The 17536-nt window shown below is 66.6% G+C and carries 22 protein-coding genes; 9 read left to right on the top strand and 13 right to left on the bottom strand.

The genetic code is table 11. The annotated features are described in order from the left end of the window. Window positions 1-23 precede the first annotated feature (23 nt). Window positions 24-551, bottom strand: coding sequence for an RNA polymerase sigma factor (locus RJ527_11005; GenBank protein ID WND74568.1), 528 nt, complete (start codon window positions 549-551; stop codon window positions 24-26). 353 nt (window positions 552-904) lie between these two features. Here RJ527_11005 and RJ527_11010 point away from each other — a divergent pair, with 353 nt between their 5' ends. The 8 genes from RJ527_11010 (at window position 905) to RJ527_11045 (ending at window position 7181) form a co-directional block, all read left to right on the top strand. Further along, complete coding sequence (locus tag RJ527_11010) at window positions 905-1225, top strand: hypothetical protein (protein ID WND74569.1); 321 nt, start codon at window positions 905-907, stop codon at window positions 1223-1225. Between the two features lie 185 nt (window positions 1226-1410). Then, window positions 1411-1956, top strand: a complete 546-nt coding sequence (locus tag RJ527_11015; protein WND74570.1) for a YcnI family protein — start codon at window positions 1411-1413, stop codon at window positions 1954-1956. A gap of 75 nt (window positions 1957-2031) precedes the next feature. Continuing rightward, the gene (locus tag RJ527_11020; protein WND74571.1) at window positions 2032-4110 is read left to right on the top strand and encodes a TonB-dependent receptor; all 2079 of its coding nucleotides are present in this window, start codon (window positions 2032-2034) and stop codon (window positions 4108-4110) included. A 142-nt stretch (window positions 4111-4252) separates the two neighbouring features. Next, window positions 4253-4690 carry a Tat pathway signal sequence domain protein gene (locus RJ527_11025; protein ID WND74572.1) on the top strand — a complete coding sequence of 146 codons (438 nt, stop codon included), beginning with the start codon at window positions 4253-4255 and terminating at the stop codon, window positions 4688-4690. A 137-nt stretch (window positions 4691-4827) separates the two neighbouring features. After that, window positions 4828-5574 carry a MotA/TolQ/ExbB proton channel family protein gene (locus tag RJ527_11030; protein WND74573.1) on the top strand — a complete coding sequence of 249 codons (747 nt, stop codon included), beginning with the start codon at window positions 4828-4830 and terminating at the stop codon, window positions 5572-5574. After that, window positions 5528-5953, top strand: coding sequence for a biopolymer transporter ExbD (locus RJ527_11035; GenBank protein ID WND74574.1), 426 nt, complete (start codon window positions 5528-5530; stop codon window positions 5951-5953). Before RJ527_11030 ends, RJ527_11035 begins: the two co-directional genes overlap by 47 nt. Continuing rightward, window positions 5953-6363 (top strand): biopolymer transporter ExbD, encoded by a 411-nt coding sequence (locus RJ527_11040; GenBank protein WND78051.1) that lies wholly within the window; start codon window positions 5953-5955, stop codon window positions 6361-6363. The genes RJ527_11035 and RJ527_11040 overlap by 1 nt, the downstream gene beginning before the upstream one ends. Next, on the top strand, window positions 6363-7181 hold the full coding sequence (locus tag RJ527_11045; protein WND74575.1) for an energy transducer TonB: 819 nt from the start codon (window positions 6363-6365) through the stop codon (window positions 7179-7181). Before RJ527_11040 ends, RJ527_11045 begins: the two co-directional genes overlap by 1 nt. A 38-nt stretch (window positions 7182-7219) precedes the next feature. On the opposite strand, the gene RJ527_11050 is transcribed toward RJ527_11045, so the two are convergent. From RJ527_11050 to RJ527_11070, 5 genes are all read right to left on the bottom strand, one after another. Continuing rightward, window positions 7220-7840, bottom strand: coding sequence for a class I SAM-dependent methyltransferase (locus tag RJ527_11050; protein ID WND74576.1), 621 nt, complete (start codon window positions 7838-7840; stop codon window positions 7220-7222). Window positions 7841-7914: 74 nt separating this feature from the next. After that, on the bottom strand, window positions 7915-9027 hold the full coding sequence (modC, locus tag RJ527_11055) for a molybdenum ABC transporter ATP-binding protein (protein ID WND74577.1): 1113 nt from the start codon (window positions 9025-9027) through the stop codon (window positions 7915-7917). Further along, window positions 9024-9719 (bottom strand): molybdate ABC transporter permease subunit, encoded by a 696-nt coding sequence (modB, locus tag RJ527_11060; GenBank protein WND74578.1) that lies wholly within the window; start codon window positions 9717-9719, stop codon window positions 9024-9026. The genes modC and modB overlap by 4 nt, the downstream gene beginning before the upstream one ends. After that, a complete protein-coding gene (gene modA / locus RJ527_11065) occupies window positions 9712-10503 on the bottom strand; it encodes a molybdate ABC transporter substrate-binding protein (protein WND74579.1) in 792 nt (263 codons plus the stop codon). The genes modB and modA overlap by 8 nt, the downstream gene beginning before the upstream one ends. Window positions 10504-10587: 84 nt before the next feature. Then, a complete protein-coding gene (locus RJ527_11070) occupies window positions 10588-10953 on the bottom strand; it encodes a winged helix-turn-helix domain-containing protein (protein WND74580.1) in 366 nt (121 codons plus the stop codon). A 134-nt stretch (window positions 10954-11087) separates the two neighbouring features. On the opposite strand from RJ527_11070, the gene RJ527_11075 reads away from it, so the two are divergent. Next, complete coding sequence (locus tag RJ527_11075) at window positions 11088-11879, top strand: enoyl-CoA hydratase/isomerase family protein (GenBank protein ID WND74581.1); 792 nt, start codon at window positions 11088-11090, stop codon at window positions 11877-11879. 6 nt (window positions 11880-11885) lie between these two features. Here the strand turns inward: RJ527_11075 and RJ527_11080 are convergent, their stop codons facing one another. The 7 genes from RJ527_11080 to RJ527_11110 all read right to left on the bottom strand — a co-directional run bounded on the left by RJ527_11080 (window position 11886) and on the right by RJ527_11110 (window position 17442). Next, window positions 11886-12302, bottom strand: a complete 417-nt coding sequence (locus RJ527_11080) for a VOC family protein (GenBank protein WND74582.1) — start codon at window positions 12300-12302, stop codon at window positions 11886-11888. Window positions 12303-12427: 125 nt separating this feature from the next. Further along, a complete protein-coding gene (locus tag RJ527_11085; protein WND74583.1) occupies window positions 12428-13066 on the bottom strand; it encodes an aldolase in 639 nt (212 codons plus the stop codon). Then, the gene (locus tag RJ527_11090) at window positions 13063-14364 is read right to left on the bottom strand and encodes a four-carbon acid sugar kinase family protein (GenBank protein ID WND74584.1); all 1302 of its coding nucleotides are present in this window, start codon (window positions 14362-14364) and stop codon (window positions 13063-13065) included. The genes RJ527_11085 and RJ527_11090 overlap by 4 nt, the downstream gene beginning before the upstream one ends. Window positions 14365-14460: 96 nt before the next feature. Continuing rightward, window positions 14461-14808 carry a response regulator gene (locus RJ527_11095; GenBank protein WND74585.1) on the bottom strand — a complete coding sequence of 116 codons (348 nt, stop codon included), beginning with the start codon at window positions 14806-14808 and terminating at the stop codon, window positions 14461-14463. Between the two features lie 62 nt (window positions 14809-14870). Then, window positions 14871-15224 carry a DUF6285 domain-containing protein gene (locus RJ527_11100; GenBank protein WND74586.1) on the bottom strand — a complete coding sequence of 118 codons (354 nt, stop codon included), beginning with the start codon at window positions 15222-15224 and terminating at the stop codon, window positions 14871-14873. After that, a complete protein-coding gene (locus RJ527_11105; GenBank protein ID WND74587.1) occupies window positions 15221-16234 on the bottom strand; it encodes a phosphotransferase family protein in 1014 nt (337 codons plus the stop codon). The genes RJ527_11100 and RJ527_11105 overlap by 4 nt, the downstream gene beginning before the upstream one ends. Before the next feature lie 8 nt (window positions 16235-16242). Then, window positions 16243-17442, bottom strand: coding sequence for an acyl-CoA dehydrogenase family protein (locus tag RJ527_11110; GenBank protein ID WND74588.1), 1200 nt, complete (start codon window positions 17440-17442; stop codon window positions 16243-16245). Between the last annotated feature and the right edge of the window lie 94 nt (window positions 17443-17536).

Raw genomic sequence — 17536 nt, forward strand, 5'->3', positions numbered from 1 at the left:
ATATCCGGGGCCGTCGGAGGCGGTCACACGTCGCGCCCGGCATCACGCAGACGCCGGCGGCAATGGATCATGGCGCGGGCGATGTGCTTTTCCACGGTCTTATCGGAAATGTTCAGGGTATCCGCGACCTGGCGCATGGTCAGGCCGCGCCCACGGTACAGCAGGAAGACCTCGCGGCATTTATCGGGAAGTTCCGCAACCGCCTGGGTCAGAATGTGCCATTCCTGCCGGGCCGCAACGACATCGTCGGGGGCGGGGCTTCGGCTTTCGATGCGCGCCAGCGTCCCGTCGTCGGCATCGCCGTCGACCCAGGTTTCCCTGCGCCGGTTCCGGCGCAAGTGGTCGATCGCCAGGTTTCCCGCCATGCGGTACAGGTAGGCCCGGGGGTTGTCGGGCATGACGGCACCGGAGGCGGTTGCGCGAATCCAGGTTTCCTGGACCACGTCCTCGGCGATGGCGAGCGACCCCGTCCGCCGCTGGATGAAGCGGCGAAGTTCTTCGTAATAAATCTCCGCGGCCTGGGCCAGGGAATGGAACGGGCGTGCGGTCATGTTGCCGGTCTGTGGTCGTCGATCATCTTATTCGGCCTGGTCGTGTCATGATGTGGGCGAGCAAGGCATGGACTGAACAGGCGGTTCCGAGAAGCCGGGCCTGCATCCGCCGATAACTTACAATTGTTAAGAATGATTCTCAATAACGTTTGACGGCGTGCCAAGCGCGGGGCCGTGTCGTCGGAAACTTGTATTGCGTCGCACAAAAAACCTGGACAGGTTCGCCGCGCCGGTGCTTTCGTAGGGACATGACCAGGGGGACTCACGCAAGGTATAGATCGGGGACGCGGCGCGCGGTTGCGTGGGTTGCCTTGTTCCTGTTCGCTCTGCATGGGATTCTTCCGGCGGGCTACATGCTCGATACGGACTCCCTGCGCGACGGCCGCTATGAGGTCGTCATCTGTACCGGGGCCGGTTTACAGACCGTCGTCCTCGACAAGTCAGGCAACCGGATTGCCCCGGACGGCCCGGCCATCCCCGGCGGCGATGGGACGTTGAAATGCCCCTTCGCGACGGTCGCGGGCAAGGCCCTGGCGGTGCCCGAACAACCCGTCCCGATGACGGTCCATACGGTCCGCACCGTCCCCGGCACCCTGCCGCCCGCCCTCGGCCTGCCGGCGTCGGCGGACCGCCTGCCGCTTGGTTCCCGCGCACCTCCCATCCTCCTCGGCTGATTTCCGCCCGCGTCGGCGCGCCCAAGGCGTTCCCGGCAGTCTTCGTGCCCTGACGGCATTCAAGGACAGCCGCGCCCCTCGATGATCGCCGCGCGGCGGGCCCATTTCAATTAAACATGTAATTAACATACATGATATGTTGCCATAATGAACATGCTTACAAAATGCATGTAAAGGAGCGATTCATGCCCCGATATGTCCCCGTGGTCGCCGGTTGCGCGATTCTGATTTCCGGCCTTATGGCTGCGCCAACATCCGCCCATGTCGTTCTCGATACCCGCGAAGCGCCGGCGGGCAGTTATTTCAAGGGCCTGTTCCGCATCGGCCACGGCTGCGGCACGTCGCCGACCGTCCGTGTCACGGTGCAAATTCCGTCCGGCATCCTCAGTGTGCGGCCCCAGCCCAAGGCGGGCTGGACCATCGACATCCGCAAGAAGACGTTGCCCGAACCCGTCACCGGCCCGCACGGCAAGACCGTCACGGAGGTGGTTTCCGAGATCGTGTGGCACGGCGGTTCCCTGCCGAACGAGCACTTCGACGAGTTCGCCTTGCAGATGAAACTGCCGGACGCCGCCGAGGGCGGGGTGCTGGCCTTCCCGGTCATCCAGGACTGCGAGCAAGGCTCGCGTGCCTGGGTCGAGGTGCCGAAGCCGGGGCAATCGCGCCGGGATCTTACGTCCCCGGCCCCGATCCTGACCCTGACCGCCAAACCGCACGCCCACAAACATTGAAGACCCGCACAGGGGGCAATGTCGCCGAGGCGCAATGCGCCACTGGCCGGCTCCCGTGCCAAGGAGAACACGACCATGAACCGATATCCGATCCGCAATCCGCTTGGCACCCTCGTCGCGACAGCCCTGACCGTGGCCGTCATTCCGGCCGCGGCGGCCCAGGATAAGGCGGCGCCCGTCGAAATGAACCCGGTCACCGTCACCGGAACCGCCGTGCCGTCGCTCACCGTTCCTGCCACGGACGATGCCCGCCGTCTGATCGAACGCACCCCCGGCGGCGTCGAACTGGTGCCCGACACGGCCTGGAAGGATACGGCCTCGGGCACGCTCAAGGACATTCTTGATTTTACCCCAGGCGTGTTCGTGCAACCGAAATGGGGCGAGGATTCCCGTTTGTCAATCCGCGGCTCGGGCCTGTCCCGGAACTTCCACATGCGGGGGATTCAGTTGTACCAGGACGGCGTGCCGGTCAACGCCGCCGACGGCAGCACGGATTTCCAGGAACTGGATCCGACGGCGTTCCGCTATACCGAGGTCTACAAAGGCGCCAACGCCCTGCGGTACGGCGCCAACACGCTTGGCGGGGCGATCAATTTCGTGACGCCCACGGGCTATGACGCCGACCTGGCGCAGGGGCGTCTTGATGTGGGCAGCTTCGGGTTTCGCCGGGGACAGATCTCGTCCGGCGGCAACAACGGTGTCGTTGATGCCTTCGCCACGGCGTCCTGGCTGCGTCAGGACGGTTACCGCGATCACAGCGGCGGACATTCCGTCCGCGCCTCGGGCAATGTGGGCTGGCGCGTCACGCCCGGTCTGGAAACCCGCTTCTACATGAGTTACGCCGACATTCAGCAGGACATCCCGGGGTCGGTGACCAAGACCGCCGCCCTGACCGACCCCAAGACGGCGGCGTCCGCCAACCTGACCCGTGACTACCAGCGCAACATCGACTCCTGGCGTTTCGCCAACAAGACGACCTTGCAGTTGGATACGGCGACGGTGGAACTGGGCGGTTATGCCGTGAACAAGCACCTGATCCATCCGATCTTCCAGTATCTGGATTACACCTATCACGACTTCGGCGCCTACGGCCGGATCGTCGACGAGCGCGAGATCGCCGGTCACGGGAACCGCCTGACGGCGGGGCTGACGGTTTCCGGCGGCTGGGTCGACAACAGCCAGTCGACCAACAACGCCGGCAGCAAGGGCGGCCTTTTGTCCGCGTCGTCTGATCGGTCGGTCAATTACGCGGCTTATGTGGAAAACGCCTACGACCTGCGGCCGGACCTGGCGTTGATCGGCGGGGTGCAGTTCCTTCACGCGACGCGCAAACGCAACGACCGCTTCGATAACGCGACCGACACCTCGGGCGAAAACGATTACACCTTCGTCAATCCCAAGGTCGGGATTTTGTGGCAGGCGGCGCCCGACTGGCAGGTGTTCGGCAACCTGTCGCGCAGCGGCGAGGCGCCGACCTTCGGCGAACTGAACTTCACCAACACGGCCCTGTCCGATACCGAGGCCCAGACCGCGACGACTTTGGAAATCGGCACCCGCGGCCGGGTCCGGGACCTGACCTGGGACCTTGCCGTCTACCGCGCCCATCTGAAGGATGAATTCCAATACTTCGACCTGGGCGGCGGCAATTATTCCGTCACCAACGCCGACAAGACCATCCACCAGGGGATCGAGGCCGGGGTCGGCTGGGCGTTCGCCAGGAACCTGCTGGAAAGCGGCGACAAGGGGGACAGCCTGTCGCTGGACGCGGCCTATACCTACAGCGACTTCAAGTTCGACGACGACGCGACCTGGGGCGACAACGACCTGCCCGGCGCGCCCAAACACTTTATTCGGGCGGCCCTGACCTACCGCCACCCCATGGGGTTCCATGCCGGACCCAACATCGAATGGGTGCCTCAGGCCTATTTCGTCGATAACGCCAATTCCGTGGCGACCAAGTCCTATGTCCTGTTCGGCTTCCGCGCGGGATACGAGGTGTCGAAGGACGTGTCCATGTTCGTCGATCTACGCAACCTGGCGAACACGAAGTACATCGCCAGTTCCAGCGTCGCCGCCACCGCAACCGACAGTTCGGCCCTGTTCGAACCGGGAACCGGGCGGTCTGTCTTCGTCGGCCTGCGCGCCGCGTGGTAGGCGGCAGATTAAGAAGGGGTGCATTGGGGGTATTGACTTGATATTAATAGTCAATCGCATTATGGAGCTCCCAATCACCTGTGCTGCCGCCGGGGATCGGCCCCGGCGGCGCCCCATCGAAGCCAGAAATACGAGGCCTAAAATGAACAACCGCACCCCATCCGTCCTTGCCGCCGCCTTGCTTTTCGCCGGCCTTTACCTTTCCGCCGGTGCCGCATCGGCTGCGGAAAAAGGCCGCATCGGGGTCGAGTTGAACAAGCTGGAGCCCGCCGACGACGCCTGCCGGGCCTATTTGCTGTTGTCCAACGGCACGGCGGCGGCGTTCACGTCGTTGAAGCTGGACCTTGTCACCTTCGATGCGGACGGGATCGTGCAGCGCCGGGTCGCCGTCGAGGCGGCCCCCATCGGCGCCGGCAAGACCAGCCTCAAGGTATTCGACATCAGAGGCACCCAATGCGCGGCGATCGGGCGCATGCTGTTGAACGGCGTGCTGTCCTGCAAGGGGGGCAAGGAGCAGACACCGGACTGTCTCGCGCTTGTGTCCGTGTCGTCCCGCGCGGCCCAACCGTTCATCAAGTGATTTTTTGGAGGGCGGAGTGAAGGAAACCGACTTTTCGTTCGTCTTATTGAGTAGGCGGCTCGCATCCGACCGGATGCAGGGCGGCTTTAGCTGTGCCCGCAAGGGACTGAATAATCCGGGATCAGAGGAGTAATCGAATGGAGAACCAACAGGTGGGGGAGCCGCTGGCAGCCGTCGCGGAAGATCCCGGAATGTTGGCGCAAGGTCTGGACTGGTTGATTGCCGGCGGGCCCGTCGTCGCCATTCTGATCGCCATGTCCGTCGTCGCCGTGGCCATTCTGGGGCTCAAGCTGTGGCAGTTCCGTGGCGTGCGCTTGTGGGACCGCGACACCGCGCGCCGGGGCCTGGCCCTGTACCGCGCGGGCAAGGCACCGCGCGCGGCGGAACTTCTGCGGGCTTCGCCCAATCCGGCGGCGCGGGTCGTGCTGCTGGCCATGCGCGGCAAGGCGCGCCGCGACCTGGACGAAGGCAAGGTGCGGGAAGAGGTCGTGCGGTGCGGCCTGGACATGCTGGAAATGCTGCGCGCCTACATGCGCCCGCTCGAGGTCATCGCCACCCTGGCGCCGCTGCTGGGGCTGTTCGGCACGGTGCTTGGCATGATCGAGGCCTTTCAGCAGCTGGAACAGGCGGGCAACCGTATCAACCCGGCGATTCTGTCCGGCGGCATCTGGGAGGCCCTGTTGACCACGGCCGTCGGCCTGGCGGTCGCGATCCCGACGGTCGCCGTGGTCAACTGGCTGGAACGGATGATCGACCGCACGGCCCATGAAATGGACAACCTGGTGACCCAGGTCTTCACGGCGGACCTGACGGCCGCCCCGCAAACGGAAGAAAGCCATGCCGGCTCTGCCTACCGCACGCCTGTCGCTGGCGCCGCCGAATAACGGGCGTCGCCGCAACCTGATCTCGCTGACGCCGCTGATCGATGTGGTGTTCATCCTGCTGGTGTTCTTCATGCTGGCGTCGTCGTTCCTCGATTGGCGGTCCATCGCCCTGGACTCGCCGAAACAGACGGGAAGGTCGGCGTCGCTGGAGCAGGCCCTGTTGATCGAGGTGCGCGCGGACGGTCTGCGTCTTGCCGGCGAGACCATGTCGCTCGACCGCATCACGGGCCGTGCCGCGGCGGCGCTTGCCAAGAAGTCCGACCGTCCCGTGCTGGTCCGCCCCGACGACGGCGTGGCCGTGCAGGAGGTGATTCAGGTGGTGGACGCGCTGTCCGCCGCCGGGGTCGCCAATCTGTCGCTGATCCGGAGGAACAAGTGATGCGTTCCCTGCGGCCCGGTCCCGGGCGCGGCGCCAACGACGACGACCGCATCCTGCCGCTCATCAACGTGGTGTTCCTGCTGCTGATCTTCTTCATGCTGGCGGGCCATCTGGCGGCGACCGATCCTTTTCATATCGAGCCGCCGGTTTCGGCCAGCGAGACGGAACCGGGCGACGCCGGTCCCGTCATTCTGGTCGGCCCCGACGGGCGTGTCGCCTTCGACGGCAAGACCGTGGACGATGCCGGGCTGACGGCCGCGTTGGCCGCGCCGGTCGAGGCCGGGGTGACGCATTTCCGGCTCAAGGCCGATGGCGGCGCGCCGGCGGTGCGTCTGGTCGAGGTCATGGAACTGCTGCGTGCCGCCGGGGTGCGGAAGGTGCACGTGCTGACCGTGCCGAAGGCCTTGTGATGGAAATTCGTGTCCGTCATTGGAACATGGCCATCGCCGGGGCAGTGTGTCTGCACGCGGCGGCGGCGGCCGTCGTGTTGTGGACCCCGGCGCCGTCGGGTGCGCAGCTTCCGGGCGTCGGCGGGATCGAGATATCGTTGGGCCCGGCGGGGGGTGCGCCCGGTTCCGACGCTCAAGACTCCCCTGAACCGCAGGAAGAGAAGCCGATCGAGCCGACCGAGACCGTCGAGGCGGTGACGCCCGAGGTTCCGGCCGAGGCGGTGCCCGTGGAACCCGTGGTCCCCGATGCCGTCGCCATCGAGCCGGTCAAGGCCGTCGAGGAACGCCCGCGCGACCCCTTGCCCGTGCCGCCCAAGGTGGTGCGTCCCAAGGCAGCGCCGCCGCCCAAGCCGGTGGAGACGGCGGCGGTCGCGCCCGCCCCGGTTCACACGCCGCCGCCGGCGGTCGCGGGATCCCAGGGCAAGGCGGGGACCAAGGACGCCAAGGAAACCGGCAGCGGCGACAATTCCCAGGGCGGCGGCCAGGCGGGCGCGGCGGCGAATTACATGTCCGTGTTGCAGGCCTGGCTGGAAAAGCACAAGGAATACCCGCGCTCGGCCCGCCTGCGGCGCATCGAGGGGGCGGTGCTGCTGTATTTCGCCATCGACCGGGACGGACGCCTCTTGGCCTACCGGATCGAGCGGTCCTCGGGCCACCGCATGCTGGACACGGAAACCATCGCCATGATCAACCGCGCCCAGCCCCTGCCGCCGATTCCCACCGACATGTCCCGCGACAAGTTGGAAGTCGTCGTGCCGGTTCAGTTTTCCCTGAGATAACGGTCTGGCCGGGGGACGGTGCAGTTTCCGGATTGGGTCTAATCCGGCTTGCGCAGCAGCAGGCGCGCGATCCGCGCCTCGCCCCGGTGGCGCAGGCCTTCGTTGACGCGGATGCGGCCCTTCAAGGCTTCCATGACCTCGAACCCCGGCAGGGCGTCCAGCAGGTCGCCCAGTTCATACAGAAGGTCGGGGTCGTCCGGGCCCAGGCTGCGCCCGCCGGCCCCCGCCGGGGCGAAGCCCTCGGCGACGAACCAGCCGCCGGGGGCAAGCGCGGCCGCCGCCGTCTTGGCCGCGTGCAGGCGCACGGCGGCCTCGCATTGCAGGTACATCAGGAACACGGCGTCCCAGGCGCGGCCCGGCGGCGGCGTCCAGTCGGCCAGGTCGGCGGCGATCCGTTCGACCGTCACGCCGCGCCGGGCGTCGTGGGCAAGGGCCAGTTCCGTCGCCACGCTTGAGGCGTCGACCGCCGTCACCACGATTCCCTGTTCGGCCAGCCAGCCGCCGTTGCGGCCGTCGCCGTCGGCCAGACACAGGGCCGTGCGCGGGGAGAAGTCGGAGCGTGCCAGGACGGCGCGCAGATAGTCGCAAGGCTGGTCGCCGAACAGGCGGGTGTCGGGCGCCGTGCCCGCCTTGGCGTAGCGGCTGTTCCAATCCTTCATGGCCGGGACCTCCCGTTTCCCTGCTTATTCCTACGCGTCCCGGGCGCGGTTTTCCAGCCCGCCGGACGGCGCGGTCAGCCGAGAGAGCGCCGGTCGAAGGTGATGCTCTTGATCAGGGCATGGATGGGCATGCCCTGCGCCAGATTCAGATCCGCCACCGCATGGCGGGTAACGCGCGCGCGCAGGCGTCCGCCGCCAATGTCGATCAGGGTTTCGGCGAAGGCGGTGTCGGGTTCTTCCCGGATCTCGATGACCGTGCCCTTGAGGATGTTGCGGATGCTGATGCCCGTGGGAGGATGGGTCGCCAGGGACACGTCGCGGGCGCGCACGCGCAGGCGCAGGGTCTCGCCGACGGCGGCGTCGGCGGCGGGGATGGTCAGGGTCTGGCCGTGATGGTCGAGGAAGGTCAGGTTGAAGGCATCGTCATGGGATTTGACCGTGGCGGTCAGCATGACCCCCGCCTCGAACCGCCCGGTCATGGGTTGCAGGTCCAGGCGCTCCAGCACCTCGCCGACCGAGCCCTCGGCGACCTTGCCGCCGCGCGACAGCACGACCAGCCGATCAGCCAGGCGGGTAACCTCGGCGATGTCGTGGCTGACGTACAGGATGGGGATGTTCAGCTCCCGGTGCAGGGCTTCGAAATAGGTCAGGATTTCGTCCTTGGTCGCGCGGTCGAGGGCCGACAGGGGCTCGTCCATCAGCAACAGGCGCGGCTCCGACAACAGCGCCCGGCCGACCGCGACGCGCTGCCGTTCGCCGCCGGACAATCCGGCCGGGGCGCGGTCCAGCAAATGCGCAATGCCCAGTAGATCGACAACCTGGCCGAAATCGACGGTGGGCGTGGTTCCGTTGCCGCGCGGCGCGCGCTTGGCGCCGTATTCAAGATTGCCCCGAACGGTCAGGTGGGAAAACAGCGAGGGTTCCTGGAAGACGTAACCGATGCGCCGTTCATGCGGTGGGCGAAACAGGTTTTCCCGGTCGTCCTGCCACACCCGGTCGCCGAGGGCGAGGCGGCCCGGCAGGCGGTGCAATCCGGCGATGCAGCGCAGGATCGTGGTCTTGCCGCAGCCGGACGCCCCGAACAGGGCCGTCACGCCCGCGAGCGGCGCCTTGAACGCGACGTCCAGGTTGAAACTGCCGACCGGCCCCGTGAAGGCGGCGTCGAGAACCGGGGTGCCGTCGGTCATGGGGCGGGGCGTCCGATGCGCTTTTCCAGGATCATCATCGACAGGATGACGACGAAGGCGAAGACCAGCAGGCCGCCGGCCAGGATATGGGCCTCGGCCCAGCGCAGGGTTTCCACGTAATCGTAAATGGCGACGGACAGCACCTTGGTTTCACCCGGGATATTGCCGCCGATCATCAGCACCACGCCGAATTCACCCACCGTATGGGCGAAGCCCAGCACAGCACCGGTGAGGAATCCCGGCCGGGCCAACGGCACGGCGACGGACCAGAAGGCGTCCCAGGGCGAGGCGTGCAGGGTTGCCGCGACCTCGAGCGGACGGTCGCCGAAGGCTTCGAAGGCGTTGCGGATGGGTTGCACGACGAAGGGCATGGAATAGAACACGGAGCCGATGACCAGCCCTTCGAAGGTGAAGGCGAGGGAACGTTCGCCCCACAGTCCGGCGATCCAGCCGCCGGGGCCGTCCGGCCCCATGGCGACCAGCAGGTAGAAGCCCAGCACCGTCGGCGGCAGCACCAGCGGCAGGGCGACCACGGCGGCGACCGCTTCCTTCCACCGGGCCTTGGAGCGCGCCAGCCACCAGGCGATGGGCGTGCCGATGATAAGAAGTGCGACGGTGGTCACCGTGGCCAGTTCAAGCGTCAGGCGGATCGGCGACCACAGCCCGGCGAGATCGAGCCCCTGGTCAGGCATCCGGGCGGATCTTGGGGGGCTCCCCCACGCCGTAACCGAACTTGTCCTTCACGGTGTTGGCCTCGGCCCCGCCCAGAAACCGCATGAAGGCGCGGGCCGCCGGGTTGTCCTTGCCGCTGTTCAGCAGGATCGCGTCCTGGGCGATGACGGGATGAAGGTTTTCCGGCACGGGCCAACGCGATCCCTTGTCATGTCCCGCGATCTGCGACAGGGCGACGAAGCCCAGTTCCGCGTTGCCCGATTCCACGAACTGATGGGTCTGGGCGATGTTGTTGCCCTGGACGATCTTGGGCTTCAGGTCGTCATAGACGCCCAGCGCCTTCACGGCCGCCACGGCGGCGGCGCCATAGGGGGCGGTCACCGGGTTGGCGATGGCGATCTTGGAAAATGCCCCCAGTTTCAGGGTGCGGGGCCCTTCGATCAGTCCGGCGTCGCGGCTGTAGAGCACGATCTTGCCCGTGGCATAGGTGAACCGGGTTTCGGCCATGGCCAAGCCATCCGCGCCGGCCTTCTGGGGGCGCGCCCGGTCGGCGGCCAGGAACACCTCGAACGGCGCGCCCTTGGCGATCTGGGTATAAAGCTGTCCGGTCGATCCGAAGCTGAATACAATTTTGTGGCCGGTTTTCTTCTCGAACAAGGTGCCGATGTCCTGGGCGGCCTGAGTGAAGTTGGCGGCCACGGCGACCTTGACCTCGCCCGCGCGGGCGGGGCCGGTGAAGCCGAACGCCACGACGGCGGCGGCCAACAGCAGCATGCGGCGTTTCAGTGCGGCGGTGGTGGACATGGTGAACCCTTCCGATAGGACAACTCGGACATATCGGAAACTATCGCCGCGGACGGTTCTTGGCAAGAGGCGCGTGCGGGCGGGTCAGGCGCCGTTCTTGGGCAGCAGCTTGCGCATGGCGATCAGGTCCCCGGCGATGGCCTTTTCGGTCTTGGCTTCCATCTTGCGGTACTGCTCCAGAACCTTGTGTCCCAGGTCCGTCAGTTCGGCGCCGCCGCGCGTGCTGCCGCCGCGCGAGGTGGTGACCAGGGGCGTGCCGAACTGCGCGTTCAGGGCTTCGATCAGGCCCCAGGCCTTTTTGTAGCTCATGCCCAAATCGCGCCCGGCGGCGGCGATGGAGCCGGTTTCGCCGACACCCTGCAACAGGTCGGCCTTGCCCGGCCCGATGGCGACGTCGGGGGCGAGAACGACACGGAGCCGCGCCCCGGTCTGCTGATTTCCTGCCTTCATGGCGGCATTCTACTCCGCTTGATGCTGCCCGGTCAGGCGAAAACGCCTCTCGTGACTGTGCCTTTCGGGTTCCCTGGGCTAGGATGCGGCCCGCAGAATTCAATTGCCATCCAACAATCACGGAACCAAGCCCCATGACCACACCCGCAGACGACCAAGGCGCAGTGCGCCTGACCCGCAACGGCGCCGTTGCCCATCTGATCTTCGACCGGCCGCAGGCGCGCAACGCGATGACCTGGACCATGTACGAAGGCCTGGCCGACGCCTGCGACGAGATCATGGACGATCCCTCCGTGCGGGTCGCGGTGTTCCGGGGGGCGGGGGGCAAGGCCTTCGTCGCCGGCACGGACATCGCCCAGTTCGGCGCCTTCACCTCGGGCGACGACGGCCTGGCCTACGAGGACAAGGTCGAAACCTATATCTCCCGCGTCGAACGCCTGCCCATGCCGACCCTCTGCGTGGTCGAGGGCTGGGCCGTCGGCGGCGGCATGGCGATCGCCAACGCCTGCGATTTCCGCATCGCCACGGCGGGATCGCGGTTCGGCGTGCCGATCGCGCGCACGCTCGGCAACTGCCTGTCGGCGCAGAACCTGCGCGCGCTGACGGAAACCCTGGGCCTGCCCATGGTCAAGCGCATGCTGATGCTGGCCGAAATGCCCGAGGCAGAAGAACTTTTGGGCCACGGCTATCTGCTGGCCGTGGCGGACGCCGACGGCATCGACGCCTTGCAGGCGGAGATCGTCGAAAAGCTGCTGGGCCACGCGCCGGTGACCATGCGCGTGACCAAGGAAGCTCTGCGCCGCCTGGGCACGGACCTGACCCCCGACGACCGCGATCTGATCCATGCCGCCTACGGCAGCCGCGATTTCAAGCACGGCGTGGAAAGCTTCGTCGCCAAGCAGAAACCGGACTGGCAGGGCAAGTAAGCGCGGTTATGGCGCTGGGGCGAAAAACTCGAACCGCAGCCCGCCCGGAATGATGCAGAGAAAATGCCGCGCCGGGGATTCCGGCCGGACCGGGCCGGGCGCGCATTCGATCTCGACGCCGGGCCAGGTGCTGACCCGTTCGTAAACGGTGTCCAGCGCCGCGACATCCGCGACCTTCAGGGCCAGGTGATGCAGGCCGATGTTCTTTCGGCGGTCGAAGGGCGTGGCGGTTTTCGGGTTTTCCGCCCGCCACAGGGTCAGCATGACCGTGCCGTCCGAAACGAACACCGCCGGATAATCGGGAACCTCCCCCACTTGTTGAAAGCCGAGTGCTCCTTCAAGGAAGGACTTGGTCTGGGCGAGATCGGGAACCGTCAGGCCGACGTGATGGGCGCCGAGGGTGAGCGGGGAAGTGCTGGTCATGGGGGGCTCCGGGTTGCGATGGAAATATACAGAACGGTCTACATATTGCCGAGGAAAAACCGCGGCGGCAACCGTCTTGCCATTCGGATCGCGAATTCTTGATGCCTTGGCCGGATGGGGCCGTATCAGGACGGAAACCGCGCCTTCAGGTCGGCGACCTGTTCCGGCGTGAGGAAGGTGGTGTCGAGCCCGCGCAGCATCAGGTAGAGGCGCGCCGTTTCCTCCAGTTCCTCCGTCGCGTAGACGGCGTCGGCCAAGGTTTTGCCGGCGACCACGGGGCCATGATTGGCGAGCAGCACCGCGTGGTGGTCCGACGCCATTTCCTTGACCGCCTTGGCCAGATCGACGCTGCCCGGCGGAAAGAACGGGATCAGCGGCAGGGTGCCGACCTTCATCACGTAATAGGCGGTGATCGGCGGCAGCACGTTCTTCGGGTTCACTTCCTTCAGGCAGCTGACGGCCACCGAATGGGTCGAATGCAGGTGCACGATGGCCTTGGCCGTGGCGCGCTGATCGTAGACCGCCATGTGCAGGAAGGTTTCGATGGTCGGCTTGTCGCCGCTGACGTGGTTGCCGTCCTTGTCGAGCTTGGAAATGCGTTCCGGATCGAGCCGTCCCAGGCAGGACCCGGACGGCGTCATCAGCCAGCCGCCGTCTTCCGTCCGCACGCTGATGTTGCCGGACGAGGCATAGGTCATGCCCCGGTCGAACAAGGATTTTCCGAGCAGCGCGATCTCGTCGCGTTGTTTGTTTTCCGGGGTCATGCGGCGGACCTTTCGTCGAGCATGCCGAGTGCCTTCTCGAAAAAGTCCTCGCTTCCGAAGTTACCGGATTTCAAGGCCAGGGCCAGGGTTGCCTCGCCGCCCGTTCCGAAGGTCAGGCTTTCCGTCCAGGGCACGCCCGGGTCGATTTCCGGGCCGATGCGCATGGCTTGCACGCCCAGCGCCTGGACCACGGCGCCCGAGGTTTCGCCGCCGGCGACGACGAAGCGCCGCATGCCGCCGTCGCGCAGGTTCTGGGCCAGCCGCCCGAAGAATTTTTCGACCGTATCGCCCGCCCTGTTGCGGCCCAGTTCCGACTGAACCCTCAGGACCGTGTCCGGATCGGCGGTCGAGTAGATCAGTTGCGGCCCGGCGTTCAGCCCGGCCAGCACCTTGTCGGCGACGTCGCGCGCAGCCACGGCCACGTCGTCCAGGGCCAGGGGGTTGACCTGATGGCTCGGCCACAGCTTGCGCGCGCGCGCGACCTGGCCGCGGGTCGCCTGCGAGCAGCTTCCGGCGATGACCACGGCGGGGCCGGCGGCATTCGGCAATGGCGCCTTGGCGGCGACGCCCAGAAGGCCCTGGCGGCGATAGTTTTCCGGCAGGCCCAGCGCAATGCCCGAGCCGCCGGTGACCAGCGGATGATCGGCCACGGCCTGGCCGATCACGCCCAGATCGGCGTCGTCCAGGGCGTCGACAATGGCATAGCGGTTGCCGCTTTTTTTCAGGGCGGCGAAGGCGGCCTTCACCTCGGCCGGGCCCTTGCGCACGGTCTTGTGTTCGACCAGACCGACCATCTCGTCCGTCTGGCGCGACAGCACGCGCACCAGATTGGCGTCGCGCATCGGCGTCAGGGGATGGTCCTTGAGGCTCGATTCCGACAACAGGACGTCGTTCACGAACAGATAGCCCTTGTAGATCGTCCGCCCGGTGGTCGGAAAGGCCGGGCAGGCAATGGCGAAATCGGCGTCGAGCGCATCCAGCAGGGCGTCCGCGACCGGGCCGATGTTGCCCATGTCCGTGGAATCGAAGGTCGAACAGTATTTGAAGAATATCTGCTTGGCGCCCAGGCCCTTGAGCCAGGCCAACGCGGCGAGGGATTCCTTCACGGCCTCGTGCACGGGGCAGGTGCGCGATTTCAATGCCACGACCACGGCTTCGGCGTTGCCCAGGTCCTTGGCGTTGGCGCTCGCCGGCACGCCGTTGACCTGAACCGTGCGCATGCCGTTCTTGACCAGGGTGTTGGCAAGGTCCGTGGCGCCGGTGAAATCGTCGGCGATGCATCCCAAAACGATGGACATGGGGGCGGGCGTCTCCTCAATGACGGCCGCCGTCAAGGGAGGCGGCCTTTTTTGTCTCTGAAGCTATATAACGCCTTATGTCCGGAAACGCACGACCTAGGCGGCGGGCCCGAGAAGGGCCAGAAGCGCGCGCAGGCGGAACGGCTTCAACAGCGTGTGGTCGGCGCCCAGGCGGGCCGCGTCGGCGAGATACATGGCCTTGGCCGACATGGCGATGATGGAAAGGGCCGGGCGGGCCGCCTTCGCCTTGATGATGAACTCGATGCCTTCGCCGTCGGCCATGACGATGTCGGTGACGGCGGCATCCAGGGCCTCGCGCGTGACGATATCAAGCGCGGCATGGCCGCCCGACGCGGCCAGCACGCGGAATCCGGCGTCTTCCAGGGTTTCGTACAGCGTCCCGCGCAGGTCCGCGTCGTCATCGACCAGCAAAATCGTTGTCATGTCCGGATTATCGCCATCCCGCGGGGGGGCGTGAAATCACACCCCATCACATTGGCGTTCACTCAGGCGTCATCATACAGACGGGCGAGATAGCGGGGATTGCTCTCGCCCAGTTCCGCCCGCATGCCGGCGGTCAGATGGGCATGGGTGCCCTTGGGGGCATTGCCCGTGCGGATCGCCCGGGCGAGGGCGCGGTTGAGGTCGTCAAGCGTGCCGTTCGCGCCCAGCAGCGCCTTGAGCGACGCCGTCTCGGCCCGTTCCGGCGCATCGCCGGCGGCGGCCTGGCGCGCCGCGATGGCGCGGGCGTTGCGGATCATGGCGGCGACGTAATTGGCGTTGCCGGCGCCGGGATCGGCGGCCGCCTCCGTGGCGTCGGCGATCTCGGTCAGGGCCGGTCCGCTCGGATTTTTCCTCAAGGGGCGTCTCCCGTCATGGCAAGGATCTCCGCTTCCAGTTCCGGCACCACATGGGCGGTCAGGGCCAGTTCGATGGACGGCTCTTCGCCCGAAACGTGCCGCCAGGCCTGCTGCAGGGCGATGACGGCCCAACGCACATGGGCCATGACCTCCCAATAGGTGACGGCGGCGGGATCGACCGCGCGGCCCGAAGCCTCCCGATAGCCGTCGAGGAAGGCCCCGCGCGGGCCCAGGCCCCCGGCTTCTTCCTCCCAGCGCCCGAACCGCCAGCATTTGGCGAGAAACCAGCCGATATCCTCCAGCGGGTCGGACCAGCCGGCGAATTCCCAGTCCAGGGTCGCCGACAATTTTCCGTCCACGATCATCAGGTTTCCGATACGGTAATCGCGGTGCGATAGCACGATTTCGCCGGGGTCAGGGGCATGATCGGAAAGCCAGGCGAGGCCCCATTCCACGGCGGGATGTGGGTCGGGCAGGGCGTCCAGATAGGCGCGGTATTGCGCCACGGCGGCACGGGCCGGGTCCCCGGGTGGCGCGCCCAGAAACGGCAAATCGTCACGCGGCGGCGTGATGCTGTGGATGCGCGCCAGATTGGCGCCGATGGCGCGGACAAGCTCCGCGTCGGGCGCGTTCTTGACCAGTCGGCTGCCCCGGGCCTCGCCCGTCACCCGATGCATGAGAAAAAACGGCACGCCCAGAACATCGGTATCCTCACACAGCACACAGGGCGTCGGCACGGTGACCCCGGCTCTGTGCGCGGCCTTCAACAGCGCGAATTCCTCGGCCCGGGAATGGCTGGTGGCGACGGCGGAGGCCGCGTCCCGGCGCAGGACCAGGTCGTGACGGCCGGGCCAGGGGCCGCCCGCGACGTCGATATCCAGGCGGTGGTTTTCCTGGATCGCGCCGCCGGACAGCCGCTCCGTCGTCAGGATGCGGACCGGCGCCCCGGCCTCGCCCGCAAGCCAGTCCGTCAGGCGGGCGCAGTCGTCGGCGGTCAGGTTTCCGGCCACGGGCGGCCTCAGCCCCAATGCCAGTAATCGAGGCCCTGTTCGCGGAACTGGCCGGCCAGGACCATCTTGTGAACTTCGGAGGCGCCGTCGACCAGCCGCGCCTGGCGGGCGTAGCGGTAGATCCATTCCAGGACCGTATCCTTGGAATAGCCCCTGGCGCCGCACAACTGCACCGCCGTGTCGACGCATGTGTGCAGGGTGTCGGCGACCTGGACCTTGGCGGTCGAAACCTCGGCCCGGGCGCGGCTGCCCTGGTCGAGGGTCCAGGCGGCATGCATGGTCAGCAGGCGGCCGATCTGGATTTCCTTGGCCGCCTCGCCCAGCAGCAGCTGCACGCTTTCCCGGTCGGCCAGTCGGGTGCCGAAGGCCTCGCGCCCGGAGATGTATTCGTCGGCGATTTCCAACGACCGCTTGGCCAGGCCGAGCCAGCGCATGCAATGGGTCAGGCGCGCGGTGCCGAGGCGGATCTGTACGCATTTCATGCCTTCGCCGACGCCCATCAGGCGGTTCTCGTCGGGAATTTCCAGGCCGTCGAAGGTCAACTCACAATGGCCGCCGTGTTCTTCCGGCCCCATGATCGGGATGCGGCGCTCTATCTTCCAGCCCGGCTGGTCCTTGTGGAACAGGAAGGCGGTCAGGTTGCGCCGCGCGTCGTCGGACGTGCGCGCCAACAGGATAAAGTGCGACGCCACGCCGGCCCCGGTGATGAACCACTTGCGGCCGTGGACGATCCACTTGTCGCCCTTCTTCTCGGCCCGGGTCTGCATCATGCCCGATGGGTCGGACCCGGCGCCGGGCGCGGGTTCCGTCATGACGATGGAGGACCGCACGGCGCCGTCGATGATCGGCTGCAGCCATTGTTCCTTCTGGGCGTCGGTCGCGACCTTGTTGAGCACGAACATGTTGCCGTCGTCCGGGGCGGCGGCGTTGAACACCACGGGCCCGAAGATGGAACGGTTCATTTCCTCGTAGCAGGCGGCCATGCCGACCGTGTCGAATCCGCGCCCGCCACGGGCCGTCGGCATGGACAATGACCAGAGCCCCTCGCTCCTGGCCTTGGCGCGCAGATCGTCCAGCAGATCCAGCCGGATGTTCTCATGATCGTCGTAGCTGGCGGGGTCGGCCTCCAACGGCAGGATGTTCTGGGCGACGAACCGGCGGATGGCCTGCCGGGTTTCGTTCACTTCCGGTGTCAGATTGAAATCCATGAAGGCGGGTTCCTGTCATTCTGCGATTGGGAGCGGGCCATGGTCACCCGACGGCGGGCCGCGAGACTATCAGACTTGCCCGAAAAACCGGAAG

Source organism: Thalassospiraceae bacterium LMO-SO8, from assembly GCA_031655335.1.
GTDB lineage: Bacteria > Pseudomonadota > Alphaproteobacteria > Rhodospirillales > Casp-alpha2 > UBA1479.

Coding starts and splice junctions, on each gene's coding strand:
- RJ527_11095 (WND74585.1), bottom strand. CDS start 14,808: ATGACAACGATTTTGCTGGTCGATGACGACGCGGACCTGCGCGGGACG.
- RJ527_11005 (WND74568.1), bottom strand. CDS start 551: ATGACCGCACGCCCGTTCCATTCCCTGGCCCAGGCCGCGGAGATTTAT.
- RJ527_11030 (WND74573.1), top strand. CDS start 4,828: ATGGAGAACCAACAGGTGGGGGAGCCGCTGGCAGCCGTCGCGGAAGAT.
- RJ527_11080 (WND74582.1), bottom strand. CDS start 12,302: ATGACCAGCACTTCCCCGCTCACCCTCGGCGCCCATCACGTCGGCCTG.
- RJ527_11090 (WND74584.1), bottom strand. CDS start 14,364: ATGTCCATCGTTTTGGGATGCATCGCCGACGATTTCACCGGCGCCACG.
- RJ527_11110 (WND74588.1), bottom strand. CDS start 17,442: ATGGATTTCAATCTGACACCGGAAGTGAACGAAACCCGGCAGGCCATC.
- RJ527_11085 (WND74583.1), bottom strand. CDS start 13,066: ATGACCCCGGAAAACAAACAACGCGACGAGATCGCGCTGCTCGGAAAA.
- RJ527_11075 (WND74581.1), top strand. CDS start 11,088: ATGACCACACCCGCAGACGACCAAGGCGCAGTGCGCCTGACCCGCAAC.
- modB (WND74578.1), bottom strand. CDS start 9,719: ATGCCTGACCAGGGGCTCGATCTCGCCGGGCTGTGGTCGCCGATCCGC.
- RJ527_11010 (WND74569.1), top strand. CDS start 905: ATGCTCGATACGGACTCCCTGCGCGACGGCCGCTATGAGGTCGTCATC.
- RJ527_11025 (WND74572.1), top strand. CDS start 4,253: ATGAACAACCGCACCCCATCCGTCCTTGCCGCCGCCTTGCTTTTCGCC.
- RJ527_11020 (WND74571.1), top strand. CDS start 2,032: ATGAACCGATATCCGATCCGCAATCCGCTTGGCACCCTCGTCGCGACA.
- RJ527_11050 (WND74576.1), bottom strand. CDS start 7,840: ATGAAGGATTGGAACAGCCGCTACGCCAAGGCGGGCACGGCGCCCGAC.
- RJ527_11035 (WND74574.1), top strand. CDS start 5,528: ATGCCGGCTCTGCCTACCGCACGCCTGTCGCTGGCGCCGCCGAATAAC.
- modC (WND74577.1), bottom strand. CDS start 9,027: ATGACCGACGGCACCCCGGTTCTCGACGCCGCCTTCACGGGGCCGGTC.
- modA (WND74579.1), bottom strand. CDS start 10,503: ATGTCCACCACCGCCGCACTGAAACGCCGCATGCTGCTGTTGGCCGCC.
- RJ527_11045 (WND74575.1), top strand. CDS start 6,363: ATGGAAATTCGTGTCCGTCATTGGAACATGGCCATCGCCGGGGCAGTG.
- RJ527_11015 (WND74570.1), top strand. CDS start 1,411: ATGCCCCGATATGTCCCCGTGGTCGCCGGTTGCGCGATTCTGATTTCC.
- RJ527_11070 (WND74580.1), bottom strand. CDS start 10,953: ATGAAGGCAGGAAATCAGCAGACCGGGGCGCGGCTCCGTGTCGTTCTC.
- RJ527_11040 (WND78051.1), top strand. CDS start 5,953: ATGCGTTCCCTGCGGCCCGGTCCCGGGCGCGGCGCCAACGACGACGAC.